The sequence below is a fragment of the Microbacterium panaciterrae genome (assembly GCF_039541635.1).
GTDB lineage: Bacteria > Actinomycetota > Actinomycetes > Actinomycetales > Microbacteriaceae > Microbacterium > Microbacterium panaciterrae.
On the sequence record NZ_BAABGP010000014.1, the window covers coordinates 183,543 to 204,029 of the forward strand.

Below are 20,487 nucleotides of genomic sequence, written 5' to 3' on the forward strand. Positions count from 1 at the left end.
GAAGCCGACCTCAAGAACGTGTGAACCTCCTTGCATACTGATATTCCGGAATGCAGGATCAGGTTAACAGCTCTGAACTGAGGACGATCATGACCACTACGCCTTCCGACACCACCCGCACCCGTCGCAAGATCCTCGCCGTGCTCGCCGGGGGCCTCGTGCTCGGCGTCGGCGCCGCCATCACCCTCGCGGCATGGAATGATTCCGAATTCGCGACCGGGACTTTCACTGCCGGTTCGTTCAACCTGCAGGGGTCGACGACGTCGGCGACCGCCGGATTCAGCGATCACAATGTGACGAAGGGCGACACCGCCGCGGCGCTCACCTTCAGCGCGCCGTTCAGCAACCTCACGCCGGGCGACGTCGTGTACGCGCCGTTCTGGGTGCGGCTCGACTCGGCGACGACGAGCAATGCCACGCTGGTCGCCTCGACGGGCACCGCGACCGGAGCCAACGCGGTCAACATCTCATACTCGGTGTACTCGATCGCCGCCGGCGCGACCTGCGACGCCACCGCGACCACGGGCACTCTCGTCGCATCGGGCGCCGATCTCACCACCTTCACCGCCGGATCCAGCGTCGCGCTCACGAAGGGAGCGACCGCGGGGACGGCCGGAACCGCCGCCCAGCTGTGCTTCATCGCCACCGCCAAGTCGTCGCTCACCCAGGGAGGCGTGGCGACCGGCACCTGGTCCTTCACGGCTACGTCGAACTGAGCACGCATGCGTCAGGGGGGACGGTGATCATCGTGCCGACGCGCCGCGGGCTCCGGACGCGCCGCCGCAGCCTCGTGCTGCGGCGGGTGCGGGCCGTGCTCGCGGGCGGGCTCGTGCTGGGCGTCGGGGCGACGATGACGCTCGCGAGCTGGAACGATTCCGAGTTCGCGACCGGAACCTTCACCGCGGGCAGGTTCGATGTCGTCGGCAGCGTCAACGGCACGAATTTCGCCAGCCATGCGACGGCGGGCACCGCGATCGCGATGGTCTTCGCCCAGGCCGCGGATGCCGCCGCCCTCGCGCCGGGGAAGACGGTCTACGCGCTGTTCAGCGTGAAGACCGTCAACCCGTCCGTCGCGGGGACCGTCAAACTCACCGCGAGCACGTACGCGGCCGGAACGCTCGCCGACTACCTGACATACGGCGTGAAGACCGTGACGGCTGCGCAGTGCGCGACGGCTGCGGACTACGCCGCCGCGGGATCCGTCAGCGTCGTGGCCGACGGTTCCGTGCTGAGCACCTCGGCGGCCACGTCGCAGACGCTCACGGCGAACGGCGGCAACCAGGTGAACTACTGCTTCGCGATCACGATGCCCGCGGCGACCGGCAACGGCGCGCAAGGACTGCCGCTGACGCAGACCTGGCAGTTCGCCGCGACCTCGAGCTGACGCCCGAGCATCGCGAGCAGGAGAACGTGAGCAGGAGAACGTGAGCAGGAGAACGTGAGCAGGAGAAGGCGATGACCCAGACTTCGACCCCGGCGCCGGCGACCCGACGAGCGCGACGCGAGTCGGCCGGTGCCGGCGTCCGTCCTCGGCCGTCGGCGGGTGGCGTGCTGAGCGAGATCCTGCTGTGGGTCGCGGCGCTGGCCGGTCTGATCTGCATCGTGCTGGTGGTGCTCGCCCTCACCGCGCACATCACGCTCATCATGTTCCGCACCGGATCCATGTCGCCCACCATCCCTGCCGGATCCGTCGCTATCGTGCAGCAGATCCCCGCCGGTGACGTGCATGTCGGCGACGTCGTGACCGTGGACCGGCCGGGGCAGCTGCCGGTCACGCACCGTGTGCGCGTGGTGGCGCTGGGCGACACCGCCGCTCAGCGCCTGATCACTCTGCGGGGCGACGCGAACGCGCAGGACGACCCTGCGCCGTATCCGGTCAGCACCGTGCGGATCGTGCGCTTCGCGATTCCCGGCATCGCTCCGCTGATCGTCGCGTTCGGGAACCCGTTCGTGCTGGGCGGGCTCACGCTCGGCGCGACCGCACTCGTGGTCTGGGCGTTCTGGCCGCGCGAGCGCAGGCAGGCGACGACCTCCGCGGCGACCGAGGGCGATCCGGACTCATGACCGTGCGGATCCGGCTCGCGGGGGTGGTCCTGATCGCGGGGCTGCTCGGGATCGCGACCATGCCTCCACCGCAGCTCACCGATGCGTCCTACGTCGATCCGGAGTACGCCTCAGGCAGTGCGGTCACCGCGATCCGGCTCGTCCCGCCGCAGCTCACCGCCGTGACCACCTGCCACAGTGCCCTGCTGGGCGGTACCGTCATGGCTGTCACGTGGAAGTGGACCGGTCAGATCGCGCCGTACACCGGGTTCACGGCCGCCGCCAACACGGAGTGGCAGATCGCCGGCACGGCGTGGCAGTCCGTGCCCACCACCGGTCCAGACGCGAACGGCGTCTACACGACGACCTTCACCAAGACGCTGCTCTCGGGCCTGCTCGGCGGCCTGCTGGGCGAGACGTTCAGTTCCATCGTGCGCACCAAGGCGTGGGCGGGGTGGGTCTCGCCGACGGTGTCGACGCTCACCTACACCAAGCCGATCCTGACGAATCCCACCTGCACGTTCACGAACGGCAGCTGACGCGCGCCCGGTTCACTCGGCCAGGGCGAGGGCGCGGAACATGTCGCGCTCGCGCAGCGCCTCGCGGCGGCTCTCCGCGGCCTGCGGAGTGGGCGACGGGGGAGTGCGCCCGGTGGTGCGCTGGTACAGCTCGTCGATGAGGCGGGTCGCGAGACCGACCAGAGCGTCGATCTCGCGCTGGTCGCGGTCGATCCACACGCAGTGCGGCTCGTCGTGGATCGGCTGGAAGTCGGTGTGCTCCTCCCAGACGAACAGGGTGCGCTCGGCGCCCAGCACGTGCTGCTGCCACCACACCTGGCGCAGGTAGGTGCGCGGGATCGCGCGCCACGACTTGTTGGTCGTCTTGATCTCGGCCAGCGTGACGCGCCCGGCCGGATCCTGCATGATGCCGTCCGGCGTCGCGAGGTGCCGTGATTCGACCTCCGCGCGGAACAGCGCGGACGACGGCAGGATCCCGTGCGTGGCGGCGACCCAGGCCGCGATCTCGGGCTCGCGCCTGCGGCCATGGTCGGTGTACGCGTTGCCGGCGAACCGCGGGCCCGCGCCGAGCTTGGCATCGGCGGCTCGGGCGATCGAGCCTTCGCTGGTGAGGCCCGCGACGTCGGTGGCGGTGATGCCGCGCGCCCGTGCCCGCAACCACGCGACCCGGTCGCGCGAATCCGCGACGATGCGCGCTGCGAGATCCGGGGTCACCTCTCGAGGCTACCTCCGGGCGCCGACGCCCACGGCCTGGCGCGCCGCGGTGGTTGCGCGGGCCACGCGCGGGCCGTGCGGGCCGTGCGGGCCGTGCGCGGGCGCCGCAGGTGCACGGGATTCTGCCGAACGCACGGCCTGTTGACGCGATCTTCCGGTGCACTCGGCAGGATCCCGTGCACCGTGGCCTCTCCTGTCATGGTTCCGCACAGGCGCGCCCTCGGCCGGGTTGTGCACGGAGTGCGTGATCGCGCTCCTCGTCGCGCATGCGCCGGAACATGCTGAAGGATGTCCTCAGCCCTCGCGATCCCTCTCCCGCACGCGCCTCAGCTGGAGCAGCTGGTGCGCTCGCGGAACGACCTCGTCCTGAACGGCTGGACGGATCGGCGCATCGCCGACGCCGTGCGCCACGGGGTGCTCTTCCGTATCCGGCGCGGTTGGTACATCGCGACCGAGGATCGCGAGGCGCTGTGGCCCGAAGAGCGCCATCGTGCGCATGTGATCGCCGTGGCGAGGGATGCGACCGGCGGCGCGGTGATGTCGCACACGTCCGCGGCGGTGCTCTGGAGGCTCCCGCTGTACCGGATCGACTGCGTGCGGGTGCACATGACGACGGAGGCCTCGGCGCGGATCTCGAGCGCCCCGGACGTGAAGCGCCACGTCGCCGACCTTCCCGCCGAGGACGTCGTCGTCATCGACGGGATCCGCTGCACGTCGCTCAGTCGCACCGTGTTCGACCTGACCGGAGCCCTGCCACGGGAAGCTGGGGTGGCGCTCGCCGATGCGGCCGAGCGGAAGATGGGCGAACGCCTGCGCGAATGGGACATCGATTCCGTGGTGTCGTGGCGCCGCGGGCTGCAGACGAGGCTGGCGAACGCCGCGGGATCGCGGGGCGTACGCCGGGCGCGCTGGGTCGCCGACTTCAGCGATGGCCGGGCGCAGCTGCCGGGGGAGAGCGTCAGCCGCCTGCAGCTGCATCGGCTGGGCTTCGCGCCCCCGGTGCTGCAGGCCCCCGTGGCGGGCCCGGACGGCACGACCTACTACGTCGACTTCCGGTTCGTCGGCGTGGACGGATTCGGTGAGTTCGACGGCAAGGACAAGTATCTCGACGAGGCGATGCGGTCGGGTCGGACACTCGAGCAGGTGCTCTTCGACGAGAAGAGGCGGGAGGACTGGATCCGGGGAACGACACAGTCGCGCTTCGCCCGCTGGGAGTCCGATCACATTCGCACGGCGCTGGCCCTCGGCCGCCGCCTGGAGGCGTTCGGAATCGTCGCCCCGTGACGAGCTCGTGGATGCCCAGGATCCCAGTGCACGGCATGGTGCCGACTGCACCGCCTCTTCACGTCGACAGCCGGTGCACTCGGCAACAGGCCGTGCACTCGCGGGTGCACGGACGCAGGGGGCCCGCAGACGGCCGCGCGAGCCACGGCGGATTTGGTGGGGAGTCGGGGATCGCGTAACCTTGGGCATAACCGAAGACCGCCGGTCATCGTCGTGCATGCGAGTGCGGGGCGATCGAAGCACTGCAGGATCCCCGGATCCGAGACGCAGAGGCCCGCGCAGGTGTCACGAACGATCATCCAGGATTCTGGGTCTCCCGCTCCGTGCGCTTGCGCCGGAGCGTTTTTCTTTGCCCGCAGAGCGCTGCGCGGCGGTCGAGGCCGGTGTTCCACCGCCGTGGAGCATCCCGTACCCACCAAGGAGTGACCATGGCGCAGAAGGATGCATCGGTTGCCGAGCTCACGAAGAACTTCGAGAACTCGAACGCCGTCCTGCTGACCGAGTACCGCGGTCTGACGGTTGCCCAGCTCAAGCAGCTGCGCAACAGCATCCGTCAGGACGCGAGCTACGCCGTGGTGAAGAACACGCTGACCAAGATCGCCGCGAACAACGCGGGGATCACGTCGCTGGATGACGACCTCAAGGGTCCGTCTGCCGTGGCGTTCGTGCATGGCGACTTCGTCGCCACTGCGAAGGCTCTGCGTGACTTCGCCAAGGCCAACCCGCTTCTCGTGATCAAGGGCGGCGTGTTCGAGGGCAACACCCTCAGCGCCGCCGAGGTCGACAAGTACGCCTCGCTGGAGAGCCGTGAGGTTCTGCTGGCCAAGGCCGCGGGCATGATGAAGGCGACGATGGGCAAGGCTGCGGCCACCATCGATGCCCTTCGCGAGAAGCTGGAGACCGCAGCGGCCGCGTGAGCGCCCTGCAGGTCTTCGTCCCACAAACCCCATCAATCTAGGAGATACATCATGGCGAAGCTCAACACCGAAGAGCTGCTCGAGCAGTTCGCTGGCCTGACCCTTGTCGAGCTCAGCGAGTTCGTGAAGGCGTTCGAGGAGAAGTTCGACGTCACCGCTGCTGCTCCCGTCGCCGTTGCCGGCGCCGGTGGCGCGGGTGCCGCGGAAGAGGTCGAGGAGAAGGACTCCTTCGACGTCATCCTCGAGGCTGCCGGCGACAAGAAGATCCAGGTCATCAAGACGGTCCGCGAGCTCACCTCGCTGGGCCTCGGCGAGGCCAAGGCCGTCGTCGACGGTGCCCCCAAGGCCGTCCTGGAGGGCGCCAACAAGGAGGCCGCCGAGAAGGCCAAGGCCGCTCTGGAGGAGGCTGGCGCGACGGTTACCCTCAAGTAACCTTCGTCTCACCGACGCTCCGCGAAGGCCCCGGGTTCTCCCGGGGCCTTCGTGCGTGTGCGGGGCGGGAGCACGGCTTGGGAGCACGGCATGAGAGCGGGGCGAGACCGCGCCGTGCCGGATCCTCAGCGGGCGTCGCTGCGTGGTACCGCGGTCGATGCCCGCGCGACCAGGGAGACCGGCGCGACCACGTGCCCGAGCGGCGCCTGAGGATCCTGCATCCGCGCACGGAGCAGCCGCACCGCCTCCGCGCCCTGCTCCTTGGGTGACTGCCGGATCGTGGTCAGGGCGAACATCTCGGCGTAGCGATGATCGTCGATGCCGGTCACGCTCAGTTCACCGGGCACGGGAATGCCGAGGCGCTGCGCGGCGAGGATCGCGCCGATCGCCGCCTCGTCGCACACCGCGGCGATCGCGGTCGGGCGGTGCCGCTTGTCCGCCAGCAGCGCGGCCGACGTCTCGAACGCCTCCGGGATCGTCGAGCGGGTGGTGACGGGACGGATCCGGCGATCGAGTCCCGCCGAGATCATCGCCTGGCAGTAGCCGTCCAGGCGCTTGCGCTCGCCGAAGCTGAACCGGTCGGCATCCGGTTCGTCGCCGAGGAACGCGATGTCCTCGTGCCCGAGGTCGATCAGGTGCTCCGTGGCGACCCGGGAGGCCGCGACGTCGTCGATCGTCACGGTGTCGGCGCGCTCGGAGAACGGGCCGACCGAGACGAGCGGCAGGCCGGTCTCCGTGAGCCGCTCGAGCTCATGCGCGCCGGGCTGCAGGCAGACGGCGATGATGCCGTCGAAGCGTCGCCCGGCGAGGGCGTGGTCCAGCATCCGGGCGCGTTCCGCGCTGCCCTCGGTCGCGCCGTACAGGCCGAGGTCCAGCCCGTCGTCGACGAGCGCCCGCTGGATTCCGCTGAGCAGCTCGGCGAAATACCAGCGGTCGGCCATCGGCATGATCACGCCGATCGTGGACGTGCGTCCGGTCGCGAGACTGGATGCGCTGGAGTGCGCGGAGTAGGCGAGTTCTCGTGCCGCGCGCTCGACGCGCTCCCTGGTCTCCGCGGAGACGTACCCGTTCCCGCTCAGCGCGCGGCTGGCCGTCGATTTCGCAACGCCCGCACGCAGCGCGACATCGATGATCCCGGTCACTGCGTCCTCCTAGAAAAACGGATTCCCCCACCCTAGCGATCAGAAGGGCTTTGTGGAACCGGTTCCTTGAAAACGCTCCCACGAGGCTCCGCCTTCGAACCCTTCGGTTATGCAGTTGTGACCAGATCAACGTTGCGGGAAGCAGGCAAAGGTCATTAGTGTCACCTGGAAGCGGTTCCTGGGAGGAGCCCCCAGCGCGGAGAAACTGGTTTCCGCGTGATTCAAAGGAGAAACGTATGGGAATGTCTCAGCGACGTCGCCTGCTGGCACCTCTGGCGCTGCTTGCCGTCTCGGGTCTCGCGCTCGCGGGATGCGCCGAGGGCGGCAGTTCGTCCGGCGGAGGTTCGTCCGTCAAGGGGCAGACCGTGAAGATCTCGGGCGGCATCACGGGATCCGAGGCGGACCTGCTGAACAAGTCCTTCGACCAGTTCACCAAGGACACCGGCATCAAGGTGGTCTACACCGGTGACAAGAGCTTCGAGGGCAACATCGTCACCAAGGTCACCGGTGGCAGCGCACCCGACATCGCGATCGTGCCGCAGCCCGGCCTGCTCAAGAGCCTGGTCGACACCGGCGATGTGAAGACCGCCCCCGCGGCGGTCTCGGCCAACGTCGACAAGAACTGGTCCAAGGACTGGAAGAACTACGGCACGTTCAACGGCAAGTTCTACGCCGCACCGATGCTCGCGAACGTCAAGGGCTACGTCTGGTACTCGCCGGCCAAGTTCAAGGAGTGGGGTGTCGAGGTCCCGAAGACCTGGGACGACCTGCTCACGCTGACCAAGACCATCCAGGAGAAGACCAGCACCGCACCTTGGTGCGCCGGCTTCGCCTCGGGTGACGCCTCCGGCTGGCCTGGCACCGACTGGATCGAGGACCTCGTCCTGCGCCAGAGCGGCACCGACGTCTACGACAAGTGGGTCTCCGGCGACGTGAAGTTCACCGACCCGCAGATCAAGCAGGCCTTCGACGCCGTGGGCACGATCCTGCTCGACCCGAAGTACGTCAACGCGGGCTTCGGCGACGTGAAGAGCATCAACTCGACCGCCTTCGCGGACGTCGCGGCCAAGGTTGCCGACGGCACCTGCGCGCTGACGCACCAGGCCTCGTTCCTCTCGTCGAACTTCCTCGACGTGAAGACCAAGGCGGGAGCCGCGCCCAAGGTCGCCGCGGACGGCGACGTGTACGCGTTCGTGCTGCCGGGCATGAAGGCCGGCGAGAACACGATCGAGGGTGGCGGCGAGTTCGTCGCCGGCTTCAGCGACACCGCCGCGACGCAGAAGGTGCTCGAGTTCATGTCGTCCGCCGACTTCGCGAACGCGCGCGTGAAGCTGGGCGGCGTCATCTCCGCGAACAAGAACGCAGACGCGTCGCTGGCCTCCAGCCCGTTCCTGCAGGACGCGATGAAGACGCTGCAGGACCCGAAGACCACGCTGCGTTTCGACGCCTCCGACCTGATGCCGGCCACCGTCGGCTCCGGGTCGTTCTGGAAGGGCATGGTCAGCTGGATCGACGGCAAGCCGACCGACCAGGTGCTCAGCGACATCCAGGCGGGTTACAAGAACTAGTCTGAGCACTACCTGAGAGGACAGCGGGGCTCGTCCGCCTCTGGCGGGCGGCCCCGCCGTTCCCCTCGGGCAGGTCCTGACAGAGTTCAACGTCGAACCCAGAAGGGGGTCCACATGTCGCATCCCACCGCGACCGCTTCCACGCGAACCGGCCGCACGACCGGATCCCGGTCCCTCACCGTCGGCGCCCTGATCGTGGGCGCCGTCGCGATGGTCGGAATCTTCTTCGCCCTGATCCTCGCCGGCTCCTCGGACACCGTGAAGCCGACCACCATCGGCTTCTCGCTGAACAGCTTCTTCATCTGGATCGGCGCACTGAATCCGCTGCTGCAGATCCCGATCGTGCTCGTCGTCTTCGGCGCCGTGGCCGCGATCCTGCTGCTGCTCATCGAATACGCGCCGCGTCGCGGGAGGGGCTATTTCTGGCTCCGCCTGGTCGCCTGCTTCGTGATCCCCGTCCTGGCGTTCATGATGCTGCGGCCGTACCAGAACGCCGTGATCTACGTCATGGCGATCGCGCTGATCGCCGGCGGCCTGCTGTTCTTCGCCGACTACCGAGCGCGAGAGGGTGCCGGATACACGCTGCAGCTGGTGCTGTTCATGGCTCCGGCCACGATCCTGCTCATCATCGGCCTCATCTATCCGGCCGTGAGCACGGTGATCCAGTCGTTCTTCGACAAGACCGGCAAGGACTTCGTCGGGCTGGAGAACTACGCCTGGACCTTCACGAACCCCGAGGGCTTCTGGTCGGTGATCAACACGCTGATCTGGGCGCTCATCGCCCCGATCGTGTCGACGGTCTTCGGTCTCGCGTACGCCGTGTTCATCGACCGGGCGCGCGGCGAGAAGATCCTCAAGGTGTTCGTGTTCATGCCGGTGGCCATCTCGTTCGTCGGCGCCGGCATCATCTGGAAGTTCATCTACGACTACCGGCAGGGCAACCAGATCGGACTGCTCAATGCGATCGCCACGCTGTTCGGCGGCAAGCCGATCTCGTGGCTGGACACCACGCCCCTGGTCAACACGATCTGCCTGCTCATCGTGTTCATCTGGACCCAGACCGGGTTCGCGATGGTGATCCTCTCCGCCGCGATCAAGGCCGTGCCCACCGAGCAGCTCGAGGCGGCATCGCTGGATGGCGCCAACGCCTGGGATCGCTTCCGCAACGTCACGGTGCCGGGGATCCGCTCGTCGCTGATCGTCGTACTCACCACCATCACGATCGCCTCGCTCAAGGTGTACGACATCGTCGCGGTGATGACCGGCGGCCGGGCGAACAGCACGGTGCTGGGCTTCGAGATGGTGAACCAGCAGCAGCGCTTCCAGAGCTACGGACACTCCTCGGCGCTGGCCGTAGTGCTGTTCCTGTTCGTGCTGCCGCTGATCATCTACAACGCACGGCAGATGGCCAAGCAGAGGGAGATCCGCTGATGAGTGCGACGCAGGCGGTCGTCACCGACGACCGCACCAAGCGCCAGGTCGAGCGCGACACCCGCCGCCACGAGGCGAACGCGCAGAAGCGGCTCACGTCGCGGGGCGCCACGATCACCGCGGTGATCATCGCGATCTTCTGGACGCTGCCCACCTTCGGACTGTTCGTGACGTCGTTCCGCCCGGGAGCCGACTCGAACAGCACGGGCTGGTGGACGGTCTTCGTGAACCCGTCGTTCACGCTGCAGAACTACGCCGACGCGCTGACCTCGGGCGGCACCGCGCTGACCCTGGGCGCCTCGTTCATCAACTCGCTCGCGATCACGATCCCGGCTACGGTGATCCCGATCTTCATCGCGTCGCTCGCCGCCTACGGCTTCGCGTGGATGAACTTCAAGGGCAAGAACCTCGTGTTCGTGTTCGTGTTCGCGCTGCAGATCGTGCCGATCCAGATGGCGCTGGTGCCGCTGCTCTCGCTGTTCTCGCGCGGCCTCACGCTGTTCGGGACGGAGATCTTCCCCGGTTTCACGCTGCGCGACGTGGATCACAGCTTCGCGACGGTATGGATCGCGCACGCGATCTTCGCCATGCCGCTGGCGATCTTCATGCTGCACAACTTCATCGCGGAGATCCCCGCCGAGGTCGTCGAGGCCGCACGGGTGGACGGTGCGGGGCACGGGCAGATCTTCTTCAGCATCATCCTGCCGCTGGCCATGCCGGCCATCGCCTCGTTCGGGATCTTCCAGTTCCTCTGGGTCTGGAACGACCTGCTCGTGGCGACGATCTTCGCGCCGGATTCGTCGTTGCCGCTGACGCAGACGCTGAACTCGCTGTCCGGGTCGTGGGGAGACAAGTGGTTCCTGCAGTCCGCGGGAACGTTCATCTCGATCATCGTCCCGCTCATCGTGTTCTTCGCGCTGCAGCGCTTCTTCGTCCGCGGCCTGCTGGCCGGCGCGACGAAGGGCTGAGTCGTTCCGTTCACTGAGCCTGTCGAAGCGTCGCCCCGGACCCTTCGACAGGCTCAGGGACCGGACTTCGACTGGCTCAGGACCGGATCCGGGGGAGAATGGCCGGATGACACGACGGATCGCGCTGTGGACCGGAATCGCCGCGGTCGCCGTGGCGGCCATGGTCGGCGCCCTCGTCATCCTGCGCCCCGGGCTCATCGTCTCGTGGGACGATGCCTGGAACCTGGAGATGGGGGAATGGCGCTCCGACCCGCTCATCGGCTTCGCGCTGGTCATGAACTTCCTCGGCGGCGGCTGGTTCGCGACGTTCGTGGTCCCGCTCGGGATCGCGCTGGTCGGCCTGCTGCGGGGCTGGAGGGCCTCGGTCTACGCGCTCGCCGCCTTCGTCGCGAGCGCGGCCGTCGTGCAGCTCATCAAGCACCTGCTGGGTCGGCCCCGGCCGGAGGATCTGCTGATCGCGTCGGATTTCGGATCCTATCCCTCCGGGCACACCGCGAATGCGGCCACGGTCGCCATCGTGCTGTGGTTCCTGTTCCCGGCGGTCGCGACCGCGATCGGCGGCGCCGTCTGGGTGGTCGCCATGGGCTTCTCCCGCACGGTGCTGAGCGTGCACTGGTTCAGCGACACCGTCGGCGGGGCGCTCGTCGGCGGCGGAGTGGCGCTGATCGCCGCGGCGGTGCTGTGGCGCTGGGTGGGCCGGGTGGGGATGCCGGGCGAGGCGGGGGAGGACATCCCGCGCGACCGCGGCATCGGCGGTCCGCCCGCGCACGGTCGATAGGCTGAACGGGTTCGCGATCCCGAGGAGCTTCCGTGGCACAGATCCGCCCCTACCGTGCCGCCGATGCTGACGGCCTGTATGACGTGTGCGTGAAGACCGCCGATGTCGGGAAGGACGCGACGGGCATGCTCGAGGACGACGCGCTCTGGGGAGACCTGTTCGCGGTGCCCTACGGCGTGCGCGACCCGGAGCTCTGCTGGGTCGTGGAGTCGGACGACGGTCGTGTCATCGGCTACGTCGTGGCGACCGACGACACGGATGCGTTCGCGGCGTGGTTCCGCGACGAGTGGTGGCCGTCTCGCGTGCACCGCTACCGCCGCTCCGGCGCCGCGGAGCCCACGGCCCAGGACAAGTTCCTCGGCTACGGCGACCGGATGGTGCCGCGGGAGGACGCCATCGTCCGCGAATACCCCGCGCACCTGCACATCGATCTGCTGCCGGAGACCCAGGGGCAGGGCCTCGGCCGCCGCCTCATCGACACGCTGCTCGCCGAGCTCGGCCGCCGCGGCGTGCCCGCGCTGCATCTCTCCATGAACGCTGACAACGCCCCGGCCGGCGCCTTCTACGAGCGGCTCGGGTTCGCGCTTCTCGCATCCGGCGACGGAAGCACGACCTACGGGATCCGGATCCCGGCGCCCTGAGTCGCGGGCACCTCGGAGCCGGTGAATGAGGAAGGGCCCCCGCATGTGCGGAGGCCCTTCTGCCTGGCGGTGACGGCGGGATTCGAACCCGCGGTTGCTTGCACAACACACGCTTTCCAAGCGTGCTCCTTCGGCCGCTCGGACACGTCACCAGGAAGACAACCTGACCATCCTATCCGATCCCCTGAGCCCTCCCGGACACGGGCATCCGCCGGCAGGCGAGGCGTGCCAGGATGAAGAAGACCGCGAAGGAGAGGCACGTGGTGACCGGCACTGAGAGATCCGAGCCCGCGGGGACCAGCGACGAGGGGGCGCGCGGCGACGAGCAGCATCCGTCGCGGCGACGGTGGGCGCTGCAGATGCAGCAGCCGCTGCCGTCCTCCACGGTCTTCGACCGGATCGCATTCCTCGTCGGCACCGTCTCGGCCGTCTGGCTGGCGGGCATCATCTCGATCCAGGGGTTCCGCTATCCCTGGTCGGTGCTGCTTTTCCTGCCGGTGTGGGCGATCATGGCCTACCTGGTGCTGCCCCGGCTGCACAAGCTGCTGAGCGACCTCTACGTGCCGGACTACTTCTTCGGGCGCACGCGCACCGCGGACGGTCTGCTGGGCGATCCGGTCAACCTCGGCGTTGACGGATCCGCCCTGCAGCTCGATGCCGTGATGACTCGCGGCGGCTGGCACCGCGCCGACGAGATCACCGCGGCGTCGACCTGGGGGATCATCGTGTCGACTCTGACCCGGCGCAGCTATCCGACCGCGCCCGTGTCGCCGCTCATGCTGTTCGGTCGCCGGCACGACGTCGCCTACCAGCAGGAGGTGGCGGGCAATCCGAAGCAGCGCCATCACGTGCGCTTCTGGCACTGCCCGCCGGGCTGGCTGCTGCCCGGCGGCGCGCAGGCGGACTGGCTCGGCGCCGGCACGTACGACACCGATGTGGGGCTCAGCCTGTTCACCCTGCAGGTGACGCACCGCATCGACGAGAACACCGACATCGAACGCGACTTCGTCGTGCAGAGCGCACGCGAGGCCGATCCTGCCGTGCGCATCCGCGACCTTCCCGACTTCACCACCGGCTACCACTCGCGCAACGGCGGCGGCGACCGGTTCATCACCGACGGGCATCTCCCGATCCTCGACGTCTCCGCCGTCGCGACGGACGCCGGATCCGCAGGCCCCGGCGCTGGCACCGACGACGCCGACCCCGCCGCTCAGCGTGCAGGAGAGGGGCACGGCGAATCCCTGCGCACCACGGCGGAGCGGTCGATGCGGCGCGCGCCGCTCGCGATCTTCTTCGCGGTGGGCGTCGTCGTGCTCGGCGGGCTGATCGACCTCGGCGCCCTGATCGTGACGGCGGCGACGGATCCGACCGTGCGCACGACGGTCACGGACGGACCGGATCTCGCGCGGGCCGTGCTGTTCGGCGCCCTCGGTTTCGCGGCGGCCATCGTCGTCGCCCAGCTCGTCATGGCGTGGCTCGTGCTGCGGCGGGGGCGGCGCTCCCGCGCCGTGCTGCTCGTGCTGCTCGCGATCGGCGTGCTCTCCACCGCGATCGACTATCTCGACGGCAGGCTGGCGCTCGGGTTCAACGGCACGCTGCTCTCCGCGTCGCTGCAGTGCCTCGCACTGCTGGCGCTTTCCAGCGAGGCCGCGGGGGCCTGGGCCCGGCGGCGCTCCCAGTCGAATTAGGATCGCTGGGTGCCCACCCCGAAGATCGTGCTGTTCTACGCGTTCGCCCCGTTGCCGGATCCCGAGGCCATCCGGCTCTGGCAGCGCGACCTGTGCGACGCACTGCACCTGCGCGGGCGGATCCTGATCTCCGAGCACGGAATCAACGGCACCCTCGGCGGCGACCTGCCCGCGGTCAAGAAGTGGCTGCGCTCGTTCCGCTCCTATGCGCCGTTCCGCGAGGCGGACGTGAAGTGGAGCGAGGGGACCGCGGTCGATGCGGCCGGTTTCAGCGCCGACTTCCCGAAGCTCAGCGTGAAGGTGCGCGACGAGATCGTCTCCTTCGGGGCGCCCGGTGAGCTGTGCGTCGACGAGCACGGGGTGGTCGGCGGCGGGACCCGGCTGAGCCCGACGGGGCTGCACGAGCTGGTCGCCGAACGCGGCGACGAGGTCGTGTTCTTCGACGGACGCAACGCGCTCGAGGCCGGGATCGGGCGCTTCCGCGGAGCCGTGGTGCCCGACACCGAGACGACCCGCGACTTCGTCGGACTTCTGGACTCCGGAGCCTACGACGACCTCAAGGGCCGCCCGGTCGTCACGTACTGCACCGGCGGGATCCGCTGCGAGGTGCTCTCCGGCCTGATGCGCTCGCGCGGGTTCGGCGAGGTCTACCAGCTCGACGGCGGGATCGTGCGCTACGGCGAGGAGTACGGCGACGACGGGCTCTGGGAAGGATCGCTGTACGTGTTCGACGGACGAGGATCCGTGGACTTCAGCGACCACGCCGCGCTGATCGGGGTCTGCGCGGGGTGCGGGACGGCGACCAACCGCACCGCGAACTGCCCCGATCCGTCGTGCCGGCACCAGGACGTGGTGTGCGCGGCGTGCGACAGCGTGCCGTGCGCGGAGCACGCCGGCCGCGCCTGAGCCGGACCAGCCGCCAGCCGCCGCCCGGAACGGCCGAGATGAACAACGCGGAACATCACCCTCTGGTATGACGACGGCCGGGCGTCGCCCGCGTAGCGTGAGAGCGATCCCCTTGTCCGTCCTCGCCGCAGGAGCGCCCCCGCATGGAACTGCTGAACGTCTGGCTGCTGCACGCCGCCGGTCAGCTCTGGCTCTTCCCGGTGCTGCTGGTGTTCTTCTTCATCGACGGCTTCGCCACCATCCTGCCCAGCGAGACCGCTCTGGTCGCGCTCGCCGCGCTCTCGCTGCACAGCGGCGAACCGAATCTGGTGCTGCTGGGGCTCACCGCACTGATCGGCGCGATCGCGGGCGACAACATGGCCTACCTGCTCGGCCGCACGATCGGCACCGAGCGCTGGGCGTGGATGCGCCGCCCGCGAGTGCACCGCATGTTCGACTGGGCGCGCGATGAGCTGGACAAGCGCGGCGCGGCCCTGATCATCACGGCCCGCTATATCCCGTGGGGACGGGTCGCGGTCAACTACGTCGCCGGCCAGACCGGGTACCCGCACCGCCGGTTCTTCCTCTACGACGCGCTCGCCTGCGTCACCTGGGTCGCCTATGCGCTCGCGATCGGGCTGATCGCAGGCCAGTGGGTGCACGACAACCCGCTGCTCGGCGTCGGTATCGCGGTCGTGTTCGCCGTGATCCTCGGCGTCGGGATCGACCATGGGCTGCGCTGGTGGCACCGGCGCCGGGGCGATGCGGCACCGTCTCAGCCGTCCACGGCTGCGGTCACGACCGCGCGGGCGGCGGAGGCGCCGCGGAGCCCGGAGCCGGTGGAGGGATCCTGACGGGTCCCCTCCGTCAGGACGTCGAGGTCGCCAGCATCCGGTCGCCGAGCAGCGAGCGCGGGGCGAGCCGCGCGCGGATCCGGTCGCGTCGGGACACGTGCGCCCGCAGCCCGGCGCGCACGGTCCCGAGCGCGCCACGGAGATCGGATCCGGTCTCCGGCGCCCCCGGACGCGTGTAGCTCGCGCGCTCCACAGCGTTCACCAGCGCCGCGACCGCATCGGGATCCGCTCCGCGGTCGCGCACCAGCCTGGCGCCGCGGGCACGGGCGGATTCCGAAGCGGGGGCGGGGAGCCCCAGATCCTGCAGGATCGCACGCAGCTCGTCCCAGGCGGCCACCGCGTCCCCGCGTGCGGCGCGGCTCATCCGCCGCGCGCCCTGCACGGCACGCAACCCCGCCGGGATCAGCAGCAGCACGATCACGCCGGCGATGGCCCACAGCAACGGCCTCGGGTCGAATCTCGACACAGCGGCTCCCGCGGCGCCCGCGTTGGGGATGTCGGAGCGGTTCGGATCCTTCGCCGCCGACGTCGAGGTCGGCTGCGGCGTGGCACCGGGGGTCGCGGTCGCGTCCGGGCCGGAGCCCGTGCCCGTCGGGTCGACGAACCCGGTCGGCACGCCGCGTGTCGCGGTCGGCTCGAACGGCACCCAGCCGATGTTCTGGAAGTACACCTCGGGCCAGGAGTGCAGCTGATCCGTGCCGACGTCGAACACGACCTTGCCGTCGTCGGAGCGGCGATCGGTCGAGGTGCCGGGCAGGTAGCCGACGACGATCCTGGTCGGGATGCCGAGAGAGCGGGCCATGAGCGCGAACGCGCCCGCGAAGTGCACGCAGTACCCCTCGCGCACGCTGAGGAACGTGGCGACCGCCTGCACGTTCGTGCCGTCGAAGCCCTCATCGACCGGCGTCTTGAGCGAGTAGCGGAACCCGGCCCGGAACCAGGTCTGCAGGGCGATCAGCTTGTCGTAGTCGGTGCCCGCTCCGCCCGCGACCGATTCCGCGTCCGCCGCGATCACCGCCGGCATGTTCTTCGGCAGCGCGCGCAGCGCCGCCGGCGCATCGGATCCCGAGGCCGTCGAGTCGCGGATCTGTGCGAGCGTCGGCACCACGGTCGTCGTGTCGGTCGTGTAGTTCTGATCGGCGGCGTCGGCGTTCGCGGCGACCACGGTGCGGTTCTCCCGCGCCGCGACCCAGCTGCCGCCGACGCCGCGCACAGCTGTCGCCTGATAGGGCATGGGCAGCCACGCACCCGCGATGCCCGTCGTGCGGATGGTGGTGTGCGTGCTGTGCGTCGCCACGCCCTCGGGCGCGGTCACCGCCTCGAGTCCCTGCGTGAGCGGCGCGGTGGCGGGATGATCGGGCTGCCATTGGCTGCCGTCGAACGAGGAGAGCGTCGCGATGCGCAGATACGGGGCGATGCCGTCGTCGCTGATCAGCGTGAGCGCCGTCGTGGGGGAGGGGCGGCGCAGATCCTGCCCGAGATCGAGTGTCGCGCTGAGGGTCGTGGTCCCGCCGCCGGCGCCGATCCCGGAAGCCGAGAGCGGCAGCAGCGGGGAGACGACGAGCGCGGCGACCACGGAGAACGCCCCCACGACGACGGTCGTGACGGCCCGGGTGCGGATCGGCGGTGCGGTCGCGCGCCCCGCGGCGCCAGGACGCCCGGATCCCTGCGGCCCGAACCGCACATGCAGGAACAGCACGATCACGACGGCGAGTGCGAGGAACCACACCGGGTTCAGATCCTCGTGCACGATGATCGACGGCACCGCGCCCGCCGCGGTCAGCAGCACGGCGGCGACGAGACCGCCGCGCAGCGCGACCAGCACGAGATCCAGCACGAGCGCGAGCAACCCGGTGACGACCGCGACCGCGACGGCGACCGCGGGGCTGGCGGCAAGAGGCGCGACGCCCGCGCGGATCTCCTCGGTCGCGGTCGAGAGCAGCGCGCCGATCCGATCGAGCGCTTGGGGCGTGAGGAGCAGGCCGCCTCTCCCGGTCTGCGCCGACGTGAAGACGGTGATCGTGACGGCGCCCACGAGCAGCTGCGCGATCGGGACGGCGGGAAGGGTGAACCATGCGGGACTGCGTCGGGTGAGCAGCCGCACGATCAGCCCGGTGAGGATCACGGATCCGGCGGCCGCCGCGGCGCCGGCGCTCCACGCTCCGGGCTCCACGACCGCGCTCAGCGGCCACACCGCGACGAGCAGGCCCAGGGCGCAGAGCGCGGCGGCCGCCACCGGGCCGGAGTAGCCGCTGCGCTCCCGTGCCGGTCCGCCGTACGCGCTGTGGTCAGGTGCCGGCATGCGCGGGCTCCTCGTCGGCGCCGGTGTTCGCCCACGCGATGGCGGGGTCGTCGCCGAGCGTGGCGGTGCGCCAGCCCCGCGCGCCGGCCGCGGCCAGCGCATCGGCGCCGGGAGCGGTCGCGAGCAGGATCGGCGTGCCCGCGCCGCCGTGCGTGAGGGCGGCGGCATCGGCGGCGTCCAGCGCCCCGGTGATCATGACCAGCGGGCCGACGGTATGCCCTTCGCTCGCCGCGGGAAGGCCGGCATCGCGCTCCCCGGTGCGCGCAGCCGTGCCGGCCAGCGCGACGAGCAGCCCGTCGCGCTCATCCTCCGCCCCGCGCAGCCGCCCGATGAGCACGCCGGTCGCATCGACCACGTCGACGGCGAACCCGTGATCGACGAGGTGCAGCGCGATCGAGGCGCACGCCGTCACGGCCCGGTCGAAGCCCTCCTCGCCGAAGCCCGCGGCCACGGCGCCCGGCATCGTCGGATCCGCCGGTCCCCACCGCACGCCGGCGCGATCCAGCACGACGAGGGCGTCGGGGCTGGACTCCTGCTCCTCCTGGCGCACCATCAGGTCGCCGCGATGCGCGGTGGCGCGCCAGTGGATCCGCCGCATCGAATCGCCCGGCACGTACCGCCGCGGCGAGAGGTTGTCGGATCCCTGTCCGAGCCGATGCGACGAGGTCTGCGCGGTGCCGCCGGCGCGGCCGGTGCGGTCGGCGAGCCGGGGCAGCGGCAGCACGGCGGGGACGATCGTGATCGGCGTCGGATCGCCCAGCTCGTCGGTGCGGCGGAAGAGCCCGAACGGATCCGTCGTGGTGAGCTGGAACGGCCCGAGCGAGGCGAGGCCCCGTCGCGCGCCGCTGATCGCATAGGTCATGGTCATGGTGACGCCGCCGGGCACGGTCTCCCGAGAGTCGGGCGGGAACGCGCCGGAGGAGGATCCGCGCACCGCGGGCGGCAGCACGTCATGCCAGCGGCCGGCCGGAGCGGAGAGGAGCGTGCGCAGGTCCACGCGCACCCGCACGGTGGTGTCGTCGCTCACGGTGAGCAGATCGGACGCGACCGTGCGGCTCACCACCGCCCGCCGGTGCGGGGCGAACACCACGATCGCCGACAGGATCAGCATCGCGAGCAGCAGCACGGCCGCGGCGAGAAGTATGGGCGCGGCGAACACGTTCGCGGCGATGACCAGCGCGATCCCGGTCAGCAGCACCGACACCCCGCGCCCGGTCATCCGCCGCCCGGGCGCCGGCGCCGAGACCGAGCGGCTCACCGCGGCAGGCCGATGGGGACGGGGGTGCGCCGGACGATCCCCTCGAGCGCCGCCTCGATCGGGCGCGCCCCGGCGCGGTGCAGGCCGCGGGCGGGGATGAGCCGGTGCGCGAAGACGGCCGGCAGGAGCGCGGTGAGGTCGTCGGGCAGGACGAAGTCGCGGCCGTCCAGGGCCGCCTGCACCTTGGCCGCCCGGACGAGCTGCAGGGTGGCGCGGGGGCTCGCGCCCAGATGCAGGTTGGAGTCGGAGCGGGTCGCCTGCGACAGGGCGACCGCGTACTCCTCGAGCGCCGGCGCCACGTGCACCGAGCGGGCCCAGCCGATCAGCGCCCGCACGTCGGACGCGGCCAGCACCGGGCGGATCGCGTCCAGCGGGTTGGCGACGTCGCGCTGGCGCAGCATCAGCGTCTCGGCCGCGGCGTCCGGGTAGCCCATCGAGATCCGCATCATGAACCGGTCGCGCTGCGCCTCGGGCAGCGCGTAGGTGCCCTCCATCTCGAGCGGGTTCTGGGTGGCGACCACGAGGAACGGATCCGGCAGCGGACGCGAGTTCCCGTCGACCGTCACCTGCCCCTCCTCCATCGCCTCCAGCAGCGCGGACTGGGTCTTGGGGGAGGAGCGGTTGATCTCGTCGGCGATCACGATGTGCGCGAACACCGCACCGGGCTTGAACTCGAACTCCTGCGCGACCGGGTTGTAGACGCTCACCCCGGTGATGTCGCCGGGCAGCAGATCGGGGGTGAACTGGATCCGTCGGACGGTCGCGTCGATGCTGGCCGCGAGCGCCCGCGCGAGCATGGTCTTGCCGACGCCCGGCACGTCCTCGACGAGCAGGTGCCCCTGGGCGAGCAGGCAGATCAGGGCGCTGCGGATCGCATCGTCCTTGCCGTCGATGACTTCGGTGATCGCACCGAGGATCGCGCTGGTCCGGCGTGCGAACTCGTCGGCGTCGATGGTCTCGTGCGTGGCCTGTGCGGTCTCGGTGGCGTGCATGCGTCCCTCTCGCCGGGCGCCGCGGTGCGCCCGCGTCTCCGATCGTAACGCGGGGAGGGGGCGACGGGGCGG

General features: G+C 70.1%; 20 protein-coding genes and 1 tRNA gene. 15 read left to right on the forward strand and 6 right to left on the reverse strand.

The genetic code is table 11. The annotated features are described in order from the left end of the window. The first annotated feature begins 89 nt into the window (after positions 1 to 89). From ABD882_RS10935 to ABD882_RS10950, 4 genes are all read left to right on the forward strand, one after another. Entirely contained in the window at positions 90 to 716 is a 627-nt protein-coding gene (locus ABD882_RS10935) for a SipW-dependent-type signal peptide-containing protein (protein ID WP_345186866.1), read from the forward strand. Positions 717 to 739: 23 nt separating this feature from the next. Further along, positions 740 to 1,384 carry a SipW-dependent-type signal peptide-containing protein gene (locus ABD882_RS10940; RefSeq protein ID WP_345186867.1) on the forward strand — a complete coding sequence of 215 codons (645 nt, stop codon included), beginning with the start codon at positions 740 to 742 and terminating at the stop codon, positions 1,382 to 1,384. Positions 1,385 to 1,455: 71 nt separating this feature from the next. Next, positions 1,456 to 2,064: a signal peptidase I gene (locus ABD882_RS10945; protein WP_345186869.1), complete on the forward strand. Its 609-nt coding sequence runs from the start codon at positions 1,456 to 1,458 to the stop codon at positions 2,062 to 2,064. Beyond that, the gene (locus ABD882_RS10950) at positions 2,061 to 2,582 is read left to right on the forward strand and encodes a hypothetical protein (protein WP_345186870.1); all 522 of its coding nucleotides are present in this window, start codon (positions 2,061 to 2,063) and stop codon (positions 2,580 to 2,582) included. The genes ABD882_RS10945 and ABD882_RS10950 overlap by 4 nt, the downstream gene beginning before the upstream one ends. Before the next feature lie 12 nt (positions 2,583 to 2,594). Here the strand turns inward: ABD882_RS10950 and ABD882_RS10955 are convergent, their stop codons facing one another. Beyond that, a complete protein-coding gene (locus tag ABD882_RS10955) occupies positions 2,595 to 3,275 on the reverse strand; it encodes a YqaJ viral recombinase family protein (protein WP_345186873.1) in 681 nt (226 codons plus the stop codon). 288 nt (positions 3,276 to 3,563) lie between these two features. Here ABD882_RS10955 and ABD882_RS10960 point away from each other — a divergent pair, with 288 nt between their 5' ends. The 3 genes from ABD882_RS10960 (at position 3,564) to rplL (ending at position 5,908) form a co-directional block, all read left to right on the forward strand. Beyond that, positions 3,564 to 4,559, forward strand: coding sequence for a hypothetical protein (locus tag ABD882_RS10960; protein WP_345186875.1), 996 nt, complete (start codon positions 3,564 to 3,566; stop codon positions 4,557 to 4,559). A gap of 428 nt (positions 4,560 to 4,987) precedes the next feature. After that, positions 4,988 to 5,476, forward strand: coding sequence for a 50S ribosomal protein L10 (gene rplJ / locus ABD882_RS10965; RefSeq protein WP_345186876.1), 489 nt, complete (start codon positions 4,988 to 4,990; stop codon positions 5,474 to 5,476). A gap of 51 nt (positions 5,477 to 5,527) precedes the next feature. Beyond that, positions 5,528 to 5,908: a 50S ribosomal protein L7/L12 gene (gene rplL / locus ABD882_RS10970; protein ID WP_345186879.1), complete on the forward strand. Its 381-nt coding sequence runs from the start codon at positions 5,528 to 5,530 to the stop codon at positions 5,906 to 5,908. A gap of 125 nt (positions 5,909 to 6,033) precedes the next feature. Here the strand turns inward: rplL and ABD882_RS10975 are convergent, their stop codons facing one another. Beyond that, entirely contained in the window at positions 6,034 to 7,050 is a 1,017-nt protein-coding gene (locus tag ABD882_RS10975; RefSeq protein WP_345186880.1) for a LacI family DNA-binding transcriptional regulator, read from the reverse strand. Positions 7,051 to 7,286: 236 nt separating this feature from the next. Between ABD882_RS10975 and ABD882_RS10980 the strand changes: the two genes are divergently transcribed. From ABD882_RS10980 to ABD882_RS11000, 5 genes are all read left to right on the forward strand, one after another. Continuing rightward, the gene (locus tag ABD882_RS10980; protein ID WP_345186881.1) at positions 7,287 to 8,618 is read left to right on the forward strand and encodes an ABC transporter substrate-binding protein; all 1,332 of its coding nucleotides are present in this window, start codon (positions 7,287 to 7,289) and stop codon (positions 8,616 to 8,618) included. A 210-nt stretch (positions 8,619 to 8,828) separates the two neighbouring features. Beyond that, positions 8,829 to 10,049, forward strand: a complete 1,221-nt coding sequence (locus ABD882_RS10985; RefSeq protein ID WP_425563362.1) for a carbohydrate ABC transporter permease — start codon at positions 8,829 to 8,831, stop codon at positions 10,047 to 10,049. After that, positions 10,049 to 11,017 (forward strand): carbohydrate ABC transporter permease, encoded by a 969-nt coding sequence (locus ABD882_RS10990; RefSeq protein ID WP_345186885.1) that lies wholly within the window; start codon positions 10,049 to 10,051, stop codon positions 11,015 to 11,017. The genes ABD882_RS10985 and ABD882_RS10990 overlap by 1 nt, the downstream gene beginning before the upstream one ends. A gap of 106 nt (positions 11,018 to 11,123) precedes the next feature. Then, positions 11,124 to 11,795, forward strand: a complete 672-nt coding sequence (locus tag ABD882_RS10995; RefSeq protein WP_345186887.1) for a phosphatase PAP2 family protein — start codon at positions 11,124 to 11,126, stop codon at positions 11,793 to 11,795. Between the two features lie 32 nt (positions 11,796 to 11,827). After that, entirely contained in the window at positions 11,828 to 12,436 is a 609-nt protein-coding gene (locus ABD882_RS11000; protein ID WP_345186889.1) for a GNAT family N-acetyltransferase, read from the forward strand. 64 nt (positions 12,437 to 12,500) lie between these two features. Here the strand turns inward: ABD882_RS11000 and ABD882_RS11005 are convergent. Next, positions 12,501 to 12,588, reverse strand: a tRNA-Ser gene (locus tag ABD882_RS11005). Positions 12,589 to 12,669: 81 nt separating this feature from the next. Between ABD882_RS11005 and ABD882_RS11010 the strand changes: the two genes are divergently transcribed. The 3 genes from ABD882_RS11010 (at position 12,670) to ABD882_RS11020 (ending at position 15,863) form a co-directional block, all read left to right on the forward strand. Continuing rightward, on the forward strand, positions 12,670 to 14,124 hold the full coding sequence (locus tag ABD882_RS11010) for an LssY C-terminal domain-containing protein (protein ID WP_345186891.1): 1,455 nt from the start codon (positions 12,670 to 12,672) through the stop codon (positions 14,122 to 14,124). Positions 14,125 to 14,133: 9 nt separating this feature from the next. Continuing rightward, complete coding sequence (gene trhO / locus ABD882_RS11015; protein ID WP_345186893.1) at positions 14,134 to 15,030, forward strand: oxygen-dependent tRNA uridine(34) hydroxylase TrhO; 897 nt, start codon at positions 14,134 to 14,136, stop codon at positions 15,028 to 15,030. Positions 15,031 to 15,173: 143 nt separating this feature from the next. Further along, complete coding sequence (locus tag ABD882_RS11020) at positions 15,174 to 15,863, forward strand: DedA family protein (protein WP_345186895.1); 690 nt, start codon at positions 15,174 to 15,176, stop codon at positions 15,861 to 15,863. A 13-nt stretch (positions 15,864 to 15,876) separates the two neighbouring features. Here ABD882_RS11020 and ABD882_RS11025 read toward each other — a convergent pair whose 3' ends face one another. The 3 genes from ABD882_RS11025 to ABD882_RS11035 are packed head-to-tail and all read right to left on the reverse strand — an operon-like array spanning position 15,877 to position 20,415. Next, positions 15,877 to 18,165 (reverse strand): transglutaminase TgpA family protein, encoded by a 2,289-nt coding sequence (locus tag ABD882_RS11025; RefSeq protein ID WP_345186897.1) that lies wholly within the window; start codon positions 18,163 to 18,165, stop codon positions 15,877 to 15,879. Beyond that, entirely contained in the window at positions 18,152 to 19,423 is a 1,272-nt protein-coding gene (locus ABD882_RS11030) for a DUF58 domain-containing protein (protein WP_345186899.1), read from the reverse strand. Before ABD882_RS11030 ends, ABD882_RS11025 begins: the two co-directional genes overlap by 14 nt. Beyond that, complete coding sequence (locus ABD882_RS11035) at positions 19,420 to 20,415, reverse strand: AAA family ATPase (RefSeq protein WP_345186900.1); 996 nt, start codon at positions 20,413 to 20,415, stop codon at positions 19,420 to 19,422. The genes ABD882_RS11030 and ABD882_RS11035 overlap by 4 nt, the downstream gene beginning before the upstream one ends. Positions 20,416 to 20,487 lie beyond the last annotated feature (72 nt).